The organism is Marvinbryantia sp. (assembly GCF_047017445.1).
Lineage (GTDB): Bacteria > Bacillota > Clostridia > Lachnospirales > Lachnospiraceae > Marvinbryantia.
Window position 1 is genome coordinate 1 of record NZ_JBKXTT010000013.1, and the last position, 16787, is coordinate 16787.

Here is a 16787-nt window from a genome sequence, read left to right on the forward strand (position 1 = left end):
ATGGAGCTGACTGTCACTAATAGGTCGAGAGCTTGACCAAAAAGCCGAAAGGCGGAAGGTTACGGGTAAAGACGGAATGTAAAAGATATGGATTGTGGTTCCTGTGCGGTTTTGAAGGTACATGGCCCAGGAAAGGGAAGTATCATCAGAAGATGGTCCTCGATAGCTCAATGGTAGAGCATTCGGCTGTTAACCGAAGGGTTGTTGGTTCGAGCCCAACTCGGGGAGTTAAACACCAAATGTCAGCCGTAAGGCGCGGAGCTGTCATGAGGTGTTTCTTTTTTAAAAAGAAGAGAAGGCTCCATGGTCAAGCGGTTAAGACACCGCCCTTTCACGGCGGTAACAGGGGTTCAAATCCCCTTGGAGTCATTACAAAACGATTGACAAAATCAAAATGTTTTGTTAGAATATATAAGGTGGCAGTTTTAAGAATGCGTATCAATAAGACAGTCGCTGCATATACTAAAATAAAATATGGCGCAGTAGCCAAGTGGTAAGGCATAGGTCTGCAACACCTCGACTCACCGGTTCAAATCCGGTCTGCGCCTCTCAAAAAAGCACCGTAAGTACGGTGCTTTTTGTATATCTTTTGAAGCCATATGTTTGTCGGCATGATACTTGACAGAGTATCTAACAGGGCAGTGTTACCGTGAAGGTACTCCCGTATCCGGGCTGGCTTTCCACAGCGATGCTGCCGCAGCAGAGCTCCACGATCCGGCGCACGATAGACAGACCGATGCCGTTTCCTTTTGTGAGGCTGGTGGTGTCGTTCTGATAGTATTTATCAAATATTTTTTCCTGTGTTTCTTCATCCATTCCAACGCCCGTGTCTGCCACGGAAATTTCCAGCGCGGAGGCGGTTTTTTTACAGCCGACAGTGACGGTGCCGCCCTCCGGTGTAAATTTCAGCGCATTATTCAGCAGATTGATCCAGATCTGCTCCATCAGTTCTTTATTTCCGCAGTAATCGAAGTCGAAATCCTCCGGGATGTCCACGGTGATGTGCTTCTGCTCAAACGGACGCAGCAGAAGAATGACACACTGCTTGATCTGTTCGCCGAGCGCAAAGGTTTCCTTTTCGGTGACGATCTGGCACGCTTCCAGCTTAGAGAGCAGCAATGTATTCTGGGAGAGGCTGGCAAGGCGCTGGGACTGGTCGGAGATCAGCTTCAAAAACTGCATCCGCTCCGCTGTCTCAATCGTATCGCCGGTCTGATACAGGTAGTCGGCAAAGCCGCTGATGGAGGTGATCGGCGTTTTGAATTCATGCGCCAGCTCATTGACAAAGCTCTGCATTTCTTCTTTTGTAATACGCAGCTCCTTCACCATAAGGTTGAAGCTCTCATAAATTTCTTTATATTCCTCAGCGCCTTTTGTGTCGATGACCACGTCCAGATTGCCGTTTGAAACCTCTTTAATCGCGAACAGCAGCCGGGAAATTCGTTTTTCCATTGCCTTTAAAATAAAGTTTAGACATATTATGACTAAAAAAGTCATTGGAAGAATCATACCGAGCATAAAGATCGAGGATTGTCTGTTCAGATCGAAAAATAAAAAGGTGATCAGACCGAAGGACATAATGCTGCCGATCACGACCGCAGCGGACAGATAAAAAATCCACCGCGCCTGCAGAAGCTTTATTTTATAGGGCTGCCCGGATGCTCCGTCCGGCTGTGCTGCCGGAGCGGTTGTTTTGCGTGTAAAAATCGCTGTCATATCAGTTTTCCTCCCTGTGAATGATTGCCTTGTAGCCAAGCCCGCGGAGCGCGACCAGCTCAAATTCCGGGCAGTGACTGAATTTGCTGCGCAGACGGCTGACATAGGTTTTGATGGTATTGTAATCTGTCTCGGTGTCGTAGCCCCACAGTTCGTCCATAAGCTGCTGCTTGGTAAAGACCACATCCGGGTAGGAGAGAAATTTATAGAGCAGCTCAAATTCCCTGGCCGTGAGAGGGATGTCCGTCCCTTCGTATTTGGCAGACATGGAATCGCGGTCGACCACCAGAGCGCCGACGGTGATTTTATTGTCGTTTGCGATCCGTGCGCGTCGAAGCAGCGCCTCAATGTGCCACTCCAGCTCCTCATACTGGATCGGCTTCGTCATGTAATCGTCGATGCCGCTGGCGTAGCCTTCCTTTTTGTGCGCAAAGGTATTCATTGCGGTGAGCATGATGACCGGGATGTCCATGGAGCTTTCGCGCGGCGCGCGCACAAATTCGTAGCCGTCCATTTTCGGCATCATGATATCTGCGATGATCAGATCAACGTGGTGGTGATCCAGCACGTCCAGACCTTTCGCGCCGTTTTCCGCTTCTAATATATGATATTTTGAGGAAAGCCGGGTCTTCGTCAGAAGCCGGACCGCGGCGTCATCCTCCACGATTAAGATGGTGAGCATTGAAAACCTCCTGCAAAATTCAGTTATCGGGCAGCTTATTAATTTCATTATACAATATTTTTTAAAAAACAGCAGCTATTTTTACTTTCGTTTAACCTTTCCGGTTTAGAATGCGTTTGTCAGTTGAAAAGAAAGGCAGAAACCGGCCAGGGGCCGGGAGCAAATAAGGAAAAGGAAGGTATATGAAAATGAAAGAGAAAATGTATTTAGTAACCGGAGCAGCAGGATTTTTGGGCGGAACCATCTGCAGGGAGCTGATCGCGCGCGGCGACAGGGTGCGGGCGTTTGTACTGCCGAATGATAAGGCGAAGGTGTACATCCCGGTGGAGGCGGAAATCGTGGAGGGCGACCTGTGCGACAGGGAATCGCTTCAGCGGTTTTTTACGGTGCCGGAGGGGACGGAGACGATCGTGCTCCACATTGCCAGCATTGTTACGGTAAACCCGGATTACAGTCAGAAGGTAATGGATGTCAATGTGGGCGGCACGCAGAATATCATTGATCTCTGTCTGGAGCATAAGGAGTGCAGAAAGCTGGTGTACTGCAGCAGCACCGGCGCGATCCCGGAGCTGCCGAAGGGGCTGCGGATTAAAGAGGTGAGCCGTTTTGAGCCGGAAAAGGTGCTTGGCTGTTACAGTCAGTCGAAGGCGATCGCCACGCAGAAGGTGCTGGATGCTGTGGAAAAACAGGGGCTGAATGCCTGCGTCGTTCATCCGAGCGGCATTCTCGGACCGGAGGATTTTGCTGTCGGAGAGACGACAAAGACCGTGATCCAGATTATCAACGGAGAAATGCCAGCGGGCATCGACGGTTCCTTTAATCTCTGCGATGTGCGTGACCTTGCGCACGGGACCATTCTGGCGGCGGACAAGGGCAGAAAAGGAAGCTGCTACATTCTTGGCAACGAGGAGGTTACCTTTAAGGATTTTGCCAGAATTTTATCTGAGGAGAGCGGCTGCAAAAAAATGAAGCTTTTTCTTCCATGCAGTGCGGCAAATTTTATGGCGGGGCTTTTGGAGAAGAAGGCGAAGCGCAGCGGAAAGCGCCCGCTGATGACAACCTTTTCTGTTTACAATCTGGCGCGCAACAATGCCTTCGACTGCTCACGGGCACAGCAGGAGCTTGGCTATACGACGCGTTCCTATCAGGAAACCATCCACGATGAGGTGGAGTGGCTGCGTAAGAGCGGGAAAATCGCATAGAAATTTTGCAATATATTTTTCTGCAATTTTGCAGTAGACGAAGGAGCCGCACAAGTTTATAATAGTTTCAGTATAGAAAGAGAGATGAAGCTATTATGAACCTGAAATCCAGGGGCGGAACTACAGAAAACCAGAGCCAGGATATGGGCAGCGGCAGCATCGGGAAGCTGCTCGCACAGCTTGCCGTTCCGGCGGTGGTGGCGCAGATCATCAATCTGCTGTATAACATCGTGGACCGCATTTATATCGGGCATATCCCGGAGATCGGGGCGTCTGCGCTCACAGGGGTCGGACTGTTTATGCCGATACTGATGCTCATTAACGCTTTTGCAATGCTCTGCGGCTCCGGCGGTGCGCCGCGCGCTGCGATCGCTATGGGACAAAAGGATAACGAGACGGCGGAAAAGATCGTCGGCAACTGCTTTGCGCTGCTGATTGCGATTGCCGTGGTCCTGACAGCTGTATTCTATGTGGGCGCGCCGGGGCTGCTGCGCCTTTTCGGCGCCAGCGATGTTACCCTGCCGTATGCCGTTTCCTATGCGCGGATTTATATATTGGGCAGTGTTTTTGTGCTGATCGTGATGGGCATGAACCCGTTCATCACTACGCAGGGCTTTGCGAAGATCAGCATGATGACAACTGTGATCGGCGCTGTTATTAATATTATTCTGGATCCGATTTTTATTTTTGTTTTTGGAATGGGCGTGCAGGGGGCGGCCCTCGCCACCGTTCTCAGCCAGGCGGTCGGCGCGGTGTGGATCCTGCGATTCCTGACGGGCAGTCAGACCACCCTTCATTTGAGAAAGCGCAATTTGAAGCTGATTCCGGGGATCATCGGCCCGTGTCTTGCGCTGGGCGTGTCTACCTTTGTCATGTTGTCCACGGAGAGCCTTTTATCTATCAGCTTTACCTCCAGCCTGTCGCGTTACGGCGGCGACCTGGCAGTTGGTGCGATGACGATCATCAACAGTGTGAGCCAGCTTGTCAGTATGCCGGTGCAGGGCATCTGCCAGGGCGGACAGCCGATCATCAGCTATAATTTCGGGGCCGGAAAGACGGAGCGGGTAAAAAAAGCATTCTATCTGCAGTTTCGCGTGTGCATAACCTTCACGATTTTGTTCTGGGCAGCGCTGATGCTGGCGCCGCAGATTTTTGCCGGAATATTTACCGGGGATGCAGAGCTGGTTTCCTATGCCACCTGGGCGATGCGCATTTACATGGCGGGGATTTTCTCCAACGGCTTTCAGATGTGCTGCCAGCAGAGCTTTATGGCGCTTGGACAGGCAAAGATCAGTCTGCTGCTTGCCTGCCTGCGAAAGCTCATTTTGCTGATCCCGCTTATCTTTATCCTGCCGATGCTGTTGCAGGATAAGGTATTTGCGGTCTTTCTTGCAGAGCCGGTCAGTGACATTCTGGCGGCGACCGTCACAACGACAGTATTTATGACACGATTCAATAAAATACTCCGACAGGGCGCAGCGCGCGTTGCGGAGTAAGAGGAATGTCGCAGCTTTGCTGCTAAAAAAGAGTCACCCTGGCGGTGGCTCTTTTAAAATTTCTCGATTAGCTCTAAGATTAGTCTCTTTTTGTCTTCTTCCATGTTCTGCAGTTTTTTTGCGGCGTCCAGTATTTCTTTACTGGCGATTTCTTCTGTCTGGAAAAATTCTCCCGGAGTAATGCCGAAATAATCACAGATGTAAAAAAAAGCAGTCATTGAGGGCATCATCTTTCTATTTTCTATTCTGTTAATATAAGATTCATTCTGTCCGATTGATAAACTCATATCTCTTGCTGAGACGCTCTGGGGAATGTGGCAAGCAAAAAAATTCTGGGAGAAGGTTCTTTTAAAAACTTGATTATATACATTAAGTGCAAAATAAATACAAAAAGAGCTTGAAAGCGAAGGGGTAAAATATTATAATATAAAAGGAAAGATAGACAATACAAATCAGGGAAAATAGGATATAATACAAGAAGATATATGAAATGCAGCCAGGGAGAGAAGATATATGCAGATTTGGTTGGGCGTAGAAAATTTTGCGAAAATTGAAAGTGCTAAAATTAATATCAGCAGCTATACGCTTCTGGTAGGACCGAATAATAGCGGAAAAACATTTTTAATGCAGCTTGTGCAGGGAATAAACGAAAAATTTGTGAATCTCCTGGATGAGGACGTTATGGACGTTTTGCGTTCCACGGAGTCAGCAGAAATGCAGAAGTTTGAATTGTCCTCTGACAATATTTCGCAATTTACGGAATATATGAACAAAAAACTGGAAGCGGAAAAAGAGCATATTGTCAAAGAAATATTCGGAAGGGATATTCCGATTGAAAGATTGTATGTTGATATCTTTATGGAAGAAGATACGGTTTACGAAATTTTAGTACCGGGTAATGATGCAGACGCAAGAGAAAAAATGATTGAATTTTTAAAAGGAATGACGAAGTCAGTTCCGGAATTTCTGGAAAAGCTGCCGGAGCGGGCAGAGATGAGTATTCTTATCAAAAGAGTTCTTATGAATAAAAGAAGCGAAATGCTATCATTGACGGTTTCTTTTTCGGAGTCGAAGGGAGAACTGGTAAAACAGACCCTGAGTCGTATTATAGATATATACAGCCTGTTTCTGCCGGCATCACGCGCCGGATTAATGCTGTTATATCGTGAATATTTTGCCAATAAAGCAGATAGTGCCGTTTCTTATAGAATTGAAGACAGTAAAGTGATTGAAAATAAACCGGATTACCGTGGCCTGACTCAACCAATGTATAAGTTTCTGCGTTTTTTACAGACTTATCGGGAAGACAGCAGAAGGATAGAAAAATATCACACGGAATTGTCTTTTTTTGAAGAGAAGCTGATTGAGGGGAAAATCCAGGTCAATCAGAATGGACTGCTTTCCTATAGCTCCGGAAAGGATACAGAGGACATTCCTATGTATCTGGCATCCTCCATGATTAATGAGATTGCTCCCCTGGAGCTTGTATTGACGGGTTCTGAAGAATATGAATGCCTTATTATAGATGAAGTCGAAGCGAGTCTTCATCCGGAAAAACAGATGGAGCTGGCGCGTTTCTTAAACAGACTTAGCAATAAAGGAATGAAATTAATTCTGAGTACTCATAGCGATACGTTTGTATCAAAAGTGAATAATCTGTATATTCTTTCGCGGATGGTTAAGGACAACGGCAGGACAAACAGTATAAGAAAGCTTCGGTTGGAACAGGAGGAACTTATTGACCCGGAGAAGCTGCATGTATATGAATTTGTAAGTCAGAGCAATGGAAAAAGCGTTGTAAAAGAAATAATCGGAGATAGTCAGACAGGATTTCAGTTTGATTTATTTACGGAATCTGCGATGCAGTTATATGAGGAAGCGCTGAAGCTGGGGGAAGTGCAAAAAGATGATAAGACCTAGTTTTAAAAAATACACAGGGCAGGAAGCTTTTTTAAGAAATGTTTTGTATCAGATAGAAGCATCAGACGAAGTTTGTTTTACAGAACGACATGCAGATAAAAGCGAGAAAGTAAAGATAGAATATTATCTGGAAAAAGGACAGTACGGCATCTTTGCGCAGGAATTCAGAAATCCGATTGCAGGAAAACAGGATTGTAAGACAGCAGATGTGCTGGCATGTACTATAGACGAAGAGCGTAAAAAAATCCTGACGGTGATATTTGACGTAAAAAGTAATATATCCGCATTCAGCGATGATTTGCTGAAGGATGGTGCAATGTTAGATGCAATAAAAGAGGTGCGGGATTTTACAAAACAGCTTCATGATGAAATATTACATAAAGAATCGTTTATGCTGTATTACAAGGATGAGGGATTTGAGGAACGTGAGATATTAGGGCTTGTTACCGGGAATTTTGAGAGCAGCAAATTCATCAGGGCAGCAGATTTATTGGAATTACTTTTTGAGCATACGGATTCTTCTATTCCGAAGCTGATAGAATTAAAACTGAAAAAGAATCTTATGGCATACCGGAATGAAAACGTTCGTCTGAGAAATTTTGCAGAGAAAAAAGTAAACATCGGGGAGAAAACGTATGACCTGCGGATTTTTCTTTTAGGAAAAATATCGGAGACAGAATATGCAGCCAGCATTAAAATGTCTTTGGATATGGTATGATGGAAAAAATATGAGTTGTGTTTTTGGCTTGCAGATACCTGCCGGATAGTGGTATGATAGAGCAGTGGACAGAAATAAGAAGGACAGGAGGATATAAGAGTGGCATTTAAAGAAGTGAAGATAGAAGAGCTTTCCTTCAATCCGTTTACAAAGATCGGAAAAGAATGGATGCTTATCACCGCGGGAAATGAAGAAAAGTGTAATACGATGACGGCAAGCTGGGGCGGCGTCGGCGTGATGTGGGGCAAAAATGCAGTGACTGCATACATTCGTCCGCAGCGCTATACGAAGGAATTTGTGGACCGTGAGGAGGCATTTACGATTTCCTTTTACGACGAAAAATATCGCAAAGCATTGAACCTCTGCGGAACGGTTTCCGGAAAGGATACGGATAAAATCAGCCAGGCGGGGCTGACGCCGTATTTTGTGGACGGCGTACCGGCATTTGCGGAGGCGGACATGATCATGGTCTGCAAAAAAATGTATCACGACGAGATTAAGCCGGAAAAATTCATCGAAGCAGAGATCGACGACAGGTGGTATCCACAGAGGGACTATCATACCATGTATATTGCAGAGATATTGAAGGTTCTGGTAAAGGAGTAGGCTGTGTCTGCTATGATAGAAGAGCTGCGCCGTGACCGGAACCTGCCGGATGCAGCACTGAGAAAATTGATAGAGTGCGCAGATTATGACGAAGGGCTGTTTCACCATGCAGATGAAGTGAGGCGGGAATATTACGGCACGGACGTGTATATCCGCGGGCTGATCGAACTGACGAACTATTGTAAAAATGACTGCTATTACTGCGGCATCCGCAGGAGCAATGCGCAGGCGGTGCGCTACCGGCTGAATAAAGAGGATATTCTGGAGTGCTGCCGGGAAGGGTATGCGCTCGGCTTTCGCACCTTTGTGCTGCAGGGCGGGGAGGACGGCTTCTATACGGATAAAATCGTCTGTGATATCGTGAGCGCTATCCGCGAAAATTATCCGGACTGCGCGATTACGCTGTCGCTGGGAGAAAAAAACCGTGAAAGCTATCTTGCTTTCTTTGAGGCGGGCGCCGACCGCTACCTTCTGCGCCATGAGACAGCGGACGAGGAGCATTATCAGAAGCTGCATCCGTCCGCACAGAAGTTGTCTGTGCGCAAACAATGTCTGTGGGACCTGAAAAAAATCGGCTATCAGGTCGGCTCCGGGTTTATGGTAGGCTCTCCGTATCAGACGACAGAAAATCTGATCGCGGATCTGCGCTTCCTGCAGGAGCTGATGCCGGCAATGATCGGTATCGGTCCGTTTATCCCGCATCATCAGACACCGTTTGCAACGTGCGCGGGCGGTACGCTTGCGCTGAGTCTTCGGATGGTGGCGATTCTGCGGCTGATGTTTCCCTATGCGCTGATCCCGGCGACCACGGCGCTTGGCACGATCCATCCGCAGGGACGGGAACTGGGGCTGAAAGCGGGGGCAAATGTGGTGATGCCAAATCTGTCGCCGGTGAAGGTGCGCAAACTCTATGAATTATATGACAACAAAATCTGCACAGGGGAAGAGTCCGCTGAGTGCCGCGGCTGTCTGGAGAGGCGCGTTGCGTCTGCCGGATACCGCATTGTGACGGCACGCGGAGATGTTGCCTGCAAAAGCAGGCGGGAAGGATAAGGATATATGGCATTTTGCATTATTACGGATTCGGCGTCGGATATTCCGCAGTCTGTAATTAAGGAATACGGGCTGCATGTGATTCCGACTCCGGTTACGATTGATGAAAAGGACTATTTTGACGGAGATACGATTTTTCCGGAGGAGTTTTACCGGATTCAGAAGGAGAATAAATCTGAGATAAAGACCTATCATATCAGCCAGTATATGTTTGAACAGCATTTTGAGCCGTTTGCAAAGCGGGGAGACGAGGTGCTGTACATCTGTTTTTCCACTGGGATCGCCGGGACATTCCAGGCAGCGAATCTGGCGAAGGACGAGATTCTGGAAAGATATCCGGACTTTAAGATAACGATCATCGATTCCAAATGTGCGTCCATCGGATTCGGACTTGTGGTGTATAAGCTGCTGAAAATGCAGAAAAACGGAGCGCCCAGGGAGCTTCTCATCGAGGCGGCCAAGTTTTACTGTGAGCATATGGAGCACGTCGTAACGGTGACAACGCTGGAATACCTGGCGCGCGGCGGCAGGCTGAGCCGTTCTTCGGCGGCAATCGGGAGCGTGCTTGACATCAAGCCCATCATCATTGTGGACGAGAAGGGCGCGCTGGTGGCAAGCGAGAAGGTGCGCGGCATGAAAAAGGCGGTAAAGCGCTGCCTGGAGCTGGTAAAAGAAAAGGGCGCAGAGCTTTCGCGCCAGACGGTGGGAATCTGCTACGGCGCGGATGAGTCCATCTGCGAGGATGCGGAGCGCGCGCTGCGAGAAGAATTCCACGTAAAAGAAATCTTAAAAACGCAGGTCGGCTGCGCGATCGGAGCGCATACCGGCCCGGGGATCCTTGGGATCGTGTTTGAAAATGCGATTGATGAGAGATTTGAGGAGTATTTATAGTGGAATACACTCATCTCTTTCCTGCGATCAGCCGCTCCTTTTCCTTTCTGGAGAGCTGCTTGATCGCATATTCACGGCGCATCGCCGCCTGCTTATCTGCAAATTCTTCAAAATACACGAGTGTTACCGGCGTGCGGCTGCGTGTGTATTTGGCGCCTTTTCCCTGGTTGTGGGCGAGAAGGCGCTTTTTAAGATCGGTAGTCCATCCGGTATAAAGGGTGTTATCGCTGCATTTTATAATATAAGTATAATTCATGTTGCATCCGGCTCCATTGGTATGTACGCAAGGGCACCGGCAAAACGTGCGGCAGCGCCCTTCCTTATAAAAAACACCCGGAGGTGTATACCTACAGTATACGCGCCTCCGGGCTTTTTGTGCAATCAGATTTTATAAAACGGTCCTGACATTTCGATTTTACGATGAAGCGGTTTTAAAACGCAGGCGCTGCCAGGAAGAAGTACATCACGATAAAATGGCAGGCGCTTCCGCCCATGACAAACAGATGGAAGATCTCATGGGAGCCGAAATTTTTGTGGCGCGCGTTGAACAGCGGCAGCTTCAGCGCATAGATAATGCCGCCGATGGTGTAAATGATGCCGCCTGCGAGCAGCCAGCCAAATGCCGCAGGAGAGAGCGAATTAATGAGCTGCGTGAAAGTGAGCACACACAGCCAGCCCATCCCGATGTAAAGCACAGAGGAAAACCATTTCGGGCAGGTGATCCAGAAGGCTTTTACAAGAATGCCGATAATCGCGATCGTCCAGACGAGCGCGCAGAGCATCGTGCCGGTTTTGCCCCTGAGCACGAGCAGACACACCGGAGTGTAGCTTCCGGCGATCAGTACAAAGATCATCATATGGTCGATCTTGCGCAGAATGCGGTTCGTGCGCTCCGAGATATCGAAGGAATGATAGACCGTGCTTGCGGCGTAGAGCAGAATCATGCTCACGATGAAAACTGCCATGGAGATAACGTAAACGGGCTCCCGGTGGCTGTACGCACGGATGAGCAGCGGCGTCGCAGCGAAGATCGCCATCAGCATACCGATAAAATGCGTGATAGCGCTTCCGGGATCCTTCAGGTGGCGATGCTGTTGTGTCTGGTTAGTCATAAAAATACCTCCTTTATAGGAAACTATTGCACGTAGTTTTAAAAACTACGTCTTGCGATATAGAGATCATAGCACGTGAAAAAGAAGATTGCAAGGGATATTAAGAAATTTAATGAACTTTTCTTATGTACAAGCCTCCGTTTTTGCGGTATGATGAAAACATATAAAAATTTGTGAAGGAGAAGGCAGGCATGGGAAACCAGGACTGGTCAAATATCGGAAATAATATCAGCGATATGGTGCAGCAGGCAATTGACTCCGGTGATTACAGTAAACTGAGCCAGACAATAGAAAAAGCGGTGACGTCAGCGGTCAACAGCGTGGCGGAGGGCGTCGCAGAGGGAATGAACGGAGCGGCAGACGGATTTGGCCGCAGAATGAACAGCGCGGCGGATGGGTTCAGCCGTGGAATGAACAGTGCGGCAGACGGATTCAGCCGTGGAATGAACAGTGCGGCAGACGGATTCAGCCGCGGAATGAACAGTGCGGCGGACGGAGTTGGACGCGGAATGAACAGTGCGGCGGACAGTCTCAGCCGCGGCATGAGCAGTCTTGGCGATTCGCTTAACCGCGCAGCCGATAAGATGGCGGGGAGAACAAAGAGCAGCCCGCAGAATCCGTGGCGCAGCGGCAGACAGTATGAAAAAAAAGCGGTAACGTATATGCGTACAAAGGACCTGCCGGACAACGAGCTGTATTCAAACGGCGGCGCGACGAGGATAGCAGGCTATACGCTCACAGTTCTGGGCGGCATCGGCTGCTTTGGCTTCGGTATTGGAATGCTTGTCCCGTGGATCGTGTCTGTTGCGCTGGATTTTAACGCAACCATTCCATTGGTGGTGCAGCTCCCGTTTTTGCTTCTGAGTATTGTTGGGGTCTGGAAGGGTACGTCCATGCTCGGGAAAATCCGGCGCTTTAAAAACTATGTGCGCGCGCTTGGCACGCGTACCTGCATCAGCATCAAAGAACTGGCGGCAAGCGTTGGAAAAGGTGAAAATGCGGTGCAAAAAGATGTCCGCAAAATGATCGAGGACGGCATGTTCCGCCAGGGACATCTGGACCTGGGCGGGAAAAATCTTTTTGTGACGGATCAGGGCTACGAGGCGTATCTGGATACGCAGCAGAAGATGGAGCAGCGCAGGACGGAGTCTATCGCGCAGGCGAAGGCGAAAGAGGCGTATAAGAACAATGAAGCGCTGTCGGACGACGTAAAGAAAATGATAGCGGAGGGACAGGCTTACATCAACCGCATTCATGAAATCAACGAGGCGATTAAGGACGAGATCGTATCACAGAAGCTCGACGGGCTGGAGACGGTGATCACAAAAATCTTTGAGTATGTGGAGCAGCACCCGGAGAGCGCGCCGGAGACGAAAAAGCTGATGAAATATTATCTGCCGACGACCATCAAGCTGCTGGAATCGTATCAGAAGCTGAACGATCAGCCGGTGCAGGGACCGAATATTTTCAAGTCGAAAAAGGAGATCGAAGATACGCTGGATACGCTTAATCAGGCGTTTGCAAGGCTGTTTGACAATCTCTATCAGGATACCTCGATGGATATCAAGTCGGATATTTCCGTGCTGAATACTTTGCTGGCACAGGAGGGACTTACCGGAGAAAAGCTTTAACAGGAGAGAAAATTATATTATATGAAGGAGAATAAAAACATGAATGACGAATTTGCAAAACTTGCCGGAGAGGCACCGACACTCACGCTTGATCCATTTGCGGAGGCGGAGAAGACGGCGGATGCGGTGAGCCAGACGGCGCAGGCGGTGACCGCGGAGGTAAAGACGGCGGCAGAGACGCCGATTCTGCAGATGCAGGAAAAGCCGCAGGTTCCGGCGGAGAAAAAGGAAGAGAACGCGGTGGATGAGAGCATGTTCAGCGAGGCGGAGCAGGCGCAGATTGCCGCGTTTGCGGAAAAAATTGATATACAGAACAGCAATGTGATCCTGCAGTACGGAGCGGCGGCGCAGCAGAAGCTCGCCGATTTTTCTGAAAAAGCGCTGGAAAATGTAAAGACGCAGGATCTCGGAGAGGTCGGCGACATGCTGGCGAGCGTAGTAACGGAGCTGAAAAACTTTAATGCGGACGAGCAGCCGAAAGGGTTCTTTGGATTTTTGAAAAAGAATGAGAATAAGCTGGAGACGATGAAGGCGAAGTTTGACAAGACGGAAGTCAACGTGGAGAAAATCTGCGATGCGCTGGAGGAGCACCAGGTGCGTCTTTTAAAGGACACGGCGACACTCGACCAGATGTACGAGCTGAATACATCTTATTTTAAAGAGCTTTCCATGTATATCGCTGCAGGTAAAAAGAAGCTGGAGCAGGTGCGCAGCACGGAGCTTGTGGAGCTGACGGAGAAGGCGAAGAGGAGTAGCCTGCCGGAGGATACGCAGGCGGCGAAGGATCTGGCTTCCTACTGTGACCGTTTCGAGAAAAAGCTGCATGATCTGGAGCTGAGCCGTATGGTTTCCCTGCAGACGGCGCCGCAGCTGCGGCTGATCCAGAACAACAACACCATGATGATCGAGAAAATCCAGTCTACACTGGTGAATACTATACCGCTCTGGAAAAATCAGATGGTGATCGCACTTGGGCTGGAGCATGCTTCCGAGGCGGCGAAGGCGCAGAATGCAGTTTCCGAGATGACAAACGAGCTGCTGAAGCGCAATGCGGAAGCCCTGCACACGGCGACGGTGGCGACGGCGAAGGAAAGCGAGCGGGGTATCGTAGATATCGAAACGCTCACACAGACGAATGCAAAGCTTGTGCAGACCTTCGACGAGGTGCTGCAGATTCAGGCGGAGGGACGCCAGAAACGCCAGGCGGCGGAGGCGGAGATGCTTCGCATGGAGAACGAGCTGAAGGCAAAGCTTCTGGAGATCCGCAAATAAAATCGAACTGGACTGGTCGAAAAGTATTAAATTGGATATTTCCATACATCCGGATGGGTGGTAAGATAGCTCCATGATCATAAGAACTGGAAAAGCTTTCCCGCGAATGAAGATGAAGGAGTGAGGAGTATGGAAAATAGAAATGAAACCGTATTAAAATGGGCGCAGACGGCGCTTCTGGCAGCGCTGTGCTTTGTAACCTTTACATTTTTGCAGATTAAAATTCCGATGCCGGGCGGCGACGCCACTTCTCTGCATATCGGAAACGCGTTCTGTGTGCTGGCAGCGCTGCTGCTTGGCGGCGGTTACGGCGGTCTGGCTGGCGCGGTCGGCATGACGATCGCGGATATTCTGGATCCGGTCTACATTGTGAGCGCGCCGAAAACCTTTGTGCTGAAGCTCTGCATCGGTCTGATCACCGGTCTGGTCGCACATAAGATCGCAAAAATCGGACAGAGCACCGATCAGAAATATATCTTCAAATGGAGCGTGATCGCCTCCATCTGCGGGCTTGGCTTTAACGTCATTTTCGATCCGCTGGTAGGCTATTTCTACAAGCAGATCGTTCTCGGACAGCCGCAGGAAATGGCATCCGTGCTGGCAAAATGGAGCACCATGACCACCTTTGTAAACGCGGTAGTGTCCGTGATCCTGGTTGCGGTCATCTATAATGTGCTGCGACCGGCGCTGGCGAAAGCAGGGCTGCTGGTGCAGACGGAGTAAACGGGCAATAGGATTCCCGAGGGCAACGAGCCAGGCAAATGTGCCTGCTGCGGGGATCTGACTTGAAAAAGAATGCAGAACCTTGTGAATTTCACAGGGATTCTGCATTTTTGTTAGAACAAAGAAGAACAATAAATAAAATATGGAATGAATGGAGAATGAAAATGGAATTGAAATTGAATGAAAGATATGAGTTTCGCAGTATCCGCCAGGAGGAGGCAGAGGAAGCGTCAGAGATCGAGTACATTTGCTTCCCGCCAAATGAGGCGTGTTCGCGCAGGATGATGCTGGAGCGCATTGCAAAGGCGCCGGAGCTGTGTCTGGTGGCGGTGGATAAGGAAAACGGCAGGATCGCCGGGTTTCTGAACGGACTTGCCACAAATGAGGCCGCTTTCCGGGATGAATTTTTTACAGATGCAGATTTGCATGATCCGGATGGAAAAATAGTGATGCTTCTTGGACTGGATGTGCGCCCGGAGTACCGCAGGCAGGGGCTTGCGCGCGAGATCATGCGTCAGTATGCCAGCAGGGAGCGTGAAAACGGCAGACAGATGCTGATACTGACCTGCCTGCCGGATAAGCTTCCGATGTATAAAAAAATGGGCTACCTCGATAAGGGAATCGCAAACTCTGCATGGGGCGGCGAGCAGTGGCATGAGATGACGCTCACACTGTAAAGGATACGGATGCCTGCAGCACAATGCCTTTCAGCAAAACAACAGGTCATGGTTTACAGTCTGGTAGAAAAGCTTTTTGAAGGCTTCTGCATCCGTACTCTGCGCAAGCGCCCACATGGTCTTGGCGACGGTCGCCTCCAGTGTCATGTCATAGGACTCGGGCAGAGCAAATGCGTCCTTCATCACCTTGCCCACCTGGTAGACAGACATATCGCTTCCCTCGTGTGTGACCTGGGTTGCCATCACGACGATTTTTCCGGAGGACACGAGGCGGCGGATCGCGTGGTAAAAGCTGTCGTTCCCATAGTTGGGAAGACCGCCCACGCCGAAGGATTCGATGATCACGGCGTCAAAGCGGTCGAACAGGGTTTCCAGGATCTGACCGCTGCAGCCGGGGATCAGCTTTAAAAGAAATACATTGTCATTTAAAGAGCGATAAAAAACAGGCTCTCTGGCGATGCGGTCCTTGTCGTCGATGTAGAAAATGATGCGGTTTTCCTGGATGACGGCGATCGGCGGGTAGTTGATACTCGAAAAGGCGTTGTAGCTTTTTGAGCGTTCTTTTTTTGCACGCGTTCCGGCGATCACATTGCCGCCGAAAACGATATTGACGCCATGAGCGCGGTCGTCTGCGGCAAAGCGCAGGCTGTCCGTCAGATTTGCGCGTGCGTCCGTGATCGCAAGGTCGATCGGCTTCTGCGAGCCGGTGATGACGACCGGCTTTAAATTATTCTGGATCAGATAAGACAGTGCCGCCGCGGTATACGCCATGGTGTCGGTGCCGTGGCAGATTACAAAACCATCATAGAAATCGTATTTTTCTTCAATCAGCGCGGCAAGCTCCAGCCATTGGGCGGCGCAGACATTTGTGCTGTCCAGGCTGAACGGCTGTATCGCATCGATCTCGCAGAATTCGGTCACGGAAGGAACATAGGAGAGCAGCTCACTGGCAGAAATCTGCGGAGACAGCCCGCTCTCGGTATATTTGGAGGCGATGGTTCCGCCGGTGGCGATCAAAAGCAGTTTTTTCATGGGAAACTCCTTTGGGTTTGCTGTAAAAGTAGTATTTCAGCGTTTTCTTTTTTCTA

General features: G+C 49.4%; 17 protein-coding genes and 3 tRNA genes. 14 read left to right on the forward strand and 6 right to left on the reverse strand.

Annotated features, from left to right (window positions below):
• Positions 1 to 156 precede the first annotated feature (156 nt).
• The 3 genes from ACLU9Q_RS14195 to ACLU9Q_RS14205 all read left to right on the forward strand — a co-directional run bounded on the left by ACLU9Q_RS14195 (position 157) and on the right by ACLU9Q_RS14205 (position 548).
• Positions 157 to 228 (forward strand) — tRNA-Asn (locus ACLU9Q_RS14195).
• Between the two features lie 69 nt (positions 229 to 297).
• Positions 298 to 369: transfer RNA gene (locus ACLU9Q_RS14200), tRNA-Glu, on the forward strand.
• Positions 370 to 476: 107 nt separating this feature from the next.
• A tRNA-Cys gene (locus tag ACLU9Q_RS14205) sits at positions 477 to 548 on the forward strand.
• Positions 549 to 630: 82 nt separating this feature from the next.
• On the opposite strand, the gene ACLU9Q_RS14210 is transcribed toward ACLU9Q_RS14205, so the two are convergent.
• Positions 631 to 1716 carry a sensor histidine kinase gene (locus ACLU9Q_RS14210; RefSeq protein WP_298515625.1) on the reverse strand — a complete coding sequence of 362 codons (1086 nt, stop codon included), beginning with the start codon at positions 1714 to 1716 and terminating at the stop codon, positions 631 to 633.
• Position 1717: 1 nt separating this feature from the next.
• The gene (locus ACLU9Q_RS14215) at positions 1718 to 2398 is read right to left on the reverse strand and encodes a response regulator transcription factor (RefSeq protein ID WP_298515628.1); all 681 of its coding nucleotides are present in this window, start codon (positions 2396 to 2398) and stop codon (positions 1718 to 1720) included.
• Positions 2399 to 2586: 188 nt separating this feature from the next.
• Between ACLU9Q_RS14215 and ACLU9Q_RS14220 the strand changes: the two genes are divergently transcribed.
• Both ACLU9Q_RS14220 and ACLU9Q_RS14225 read left to right on the forward strand, forming a co-directional pair.
• Complete coding sequence (locus ACLU9Q_RS14220; RefSeq protein ID WP_298515631.1) at positions 2587 to 3600, forward strand: NAD-dependent epimerase/dehydratase family protein; 1014 nt, start codon at positions 2587 to 2589, stop codon at positions 3598 to 3600.
• Positions 3601 to 3695: 95 nt separating this feature from the next.
• Entirely contained in the window at positions 3696 to 5096 is a 1401-nt protein-coding gene (locus ACLU9Q_RS14225; RefSeq protein ID WP_298515634.1) for an MATE family efflux transporter, read from the forward strand.
• A 53-nt stretch (positions 5097 to 5149) separates the two neighbouring features.
• On the opposite strand, the gene ACLU9Q_RS14230 is transcribed toward ACLU9Q_RS14225, so the two are convergent.
• Positions 5150 to 5410: a helix-turn-helix domain-containing protein gene (locus ACLU9Q_RS14230; RefSeq protein WP_296836002.1), complete on the reverse strand. Its 261-nt coding sequence runs from the start codon at positions 5408 to 5410 to the stop codon at positions 5150 to 5152.
• A gap of 199 nt (positions 5411 to 5609) precedes the next feature.
• Here ACLU9Q_RS14230 and ACLU9Q_RS14235 point away from each other — a divergent pair, with 199 nt between their 5' ends.
• The 5 genes from ACLU9Q_RS14235 (at position 5610) to ACLU9Q_RS14255 (ending at position 10284) form a co-directional block, all read left to right on the forward strand.
• Complete coding sequence (locus ACLU9Q_RS14235) at positions 5610 to 7016, forward strand: AAA family ATPase (protein WP_296835990.1); 1407 nt, start codon at positions 5610 to 5612, stop codon at positions 7014 to 7016.
• Positions 7003 to 7734 carry a hypothetical protein gene (locus ACLU9Q_RS14240; protein ID WP_296835987.1) on the forward strand — a complete coding sequence of 244 codons (732 nt, stop codon included), beginning with the start codon at positions 7003 to 7005 and terminating at the stop codon, positions 7732 to 7734. Before ACLU9Q_RS14235 ends, ACLU9Q_RS14240 begins: the two co-directional genes overlap by 14 nt.
• Before the next feature lie 99 nt (positions 7735 to 7833).
• Positions 7834 to 8340 carry a flavin reductase family protein gene (locus ACLU9Q_RS14245; protein ID WP_296835985.1) on the forward strand — a complete coding sequence of 169 codons (507 nt, stop codon included), beginning with the start codon at positions 7834 to 7836 and terminating at the stop codon, positions 8338 to 8340.
• Positions 8341 to 8352: 12 nt separating this feature from the next.
• Positions 8353 to 9393: a [FeFe] hydrogenase H-cluster radical SAM maturase HydE gene (hydE, locus tag ACLU9Q_RS14250; protein WP_296835982.1), complete on the forward strand. Its 1041-nt coding sequence runs from the start codon at positions 8353 to 8355 to the stop codon at positions 9391 to 9393.
• 6 nt (positions 9394 to 9399) lie between these two features.
• Positions 9400 to 10284 (forward strand): DegV family protein, encoded by an 885-nt coding sequence (locus ACLU9Q_RS14255; protein ID WP_296835980.1) that lies wholly within the window; start codon positions 9400 to 9402, stop codon positions 10282 to 10284.
• A gap of 10 nt (positions 10285 to 10294) precedes the next feature.
• Here ACLU9Q_RS14255 and ACLU9Q_RS14260 read toward each other — a convergent pair whose 3' ends face one another.
• On the reverse strand, positions 10295 to 10540 hold the full coding sequence (locus tag ACLU9Q_RS14260) for a GIY-YIG nuclease family protein (protein WP_296835977.1): 246 nt from the start codon (positions 10538 to 10540) through the stop codon (positions 10295 to 10297).
• A 175-nt stretch (positions 10541 to 10715) separates the two neighbouring features.
• Positions 10716 to 11396 (reverse strand): PAQR family membrane homeostasis protein TrhA, encoded by a 681-nt coding sequence (gene trhA / locus ACLU9Q_RS14265; protein WP_296835973.1) that lies wholly within the window; start codon positions 11394 to 11396, stop codon positions 10716 to 10718.
• A gap of 191 nt (positions 11397 to 11587) precedes the next feature.
• Between trhA and ACLU9Q_RS14270 the strand changes: the two genes are divergently transcribed.
• From ACLU9Q_RS14270 to ACLU9Q_RS14285, 4 genes are all read left to right on the forward strand, one after another.
• Complete coding sequence (locus tag ACLU9Q_RS14270; protein ID WP_296835970.1) at positions 11588 to 13027, forward strand: 5-bromo-4-chloroindolyl phosphate hydrolysis family protein; 1440 nt, start codon at positions 11588 to 11590, stop codon at positions 13025 to 13027.
• 39 nt (positions 13028 to 13066) lie between these two features.
• Entirely contained in the window at positions 13067 to 14299 is a 1233-nt protein-coding gene (locus ACLU9Q_RS14275; RefSeq protein ID WP_296835968.1) for a toxic anion resistance protein, read from the forward strand.
• Positions 14300 to 14428: 129 nt separating this feature from the next.
• Entirely contained in the window at positions 14429 to 15022 is a 594-nt protein-coding gene (locus ACLU9Q_RS14280; protein ID WP_296835965.1) for an ECF transporter S component, read from the forward strand.
• A 164-nt stretch (positions 15023 to 15186) separates the two neighbouring features.
• Positions 15187 to 15699: a GNAT family N-acetyltransferase gene (locus tag ACLU9Q_RS14285; RefSeq protein ID WP_296835961.1), complete on the forward strand. Its 513-nt coding sequence runs from the start codon at positions 15187 to 15189 to the stop codon at positions 15697 to 15699.
• A 30-nt stretch (positions 15700 to 15729) separates the two neighbouring features.
• On the opposite strand, the gene ACLU9Q_RS14290 is transcribed toward ACLU9Q_RS14285, so the two are convergent.
• Positions 15730 to 16731 (reverse strand): asparaginase, encoded by a 1002-nt coding sequence (locus ACLU9Q_RS14290; RefSeq protein ID WP_296835959.1) that lies wholly within the window; start codon positions 16729 to 16731, stop codon positions 15730 to 15732.
• Positions 16732 to 16787: the final 56 nt, after the last annotated feature.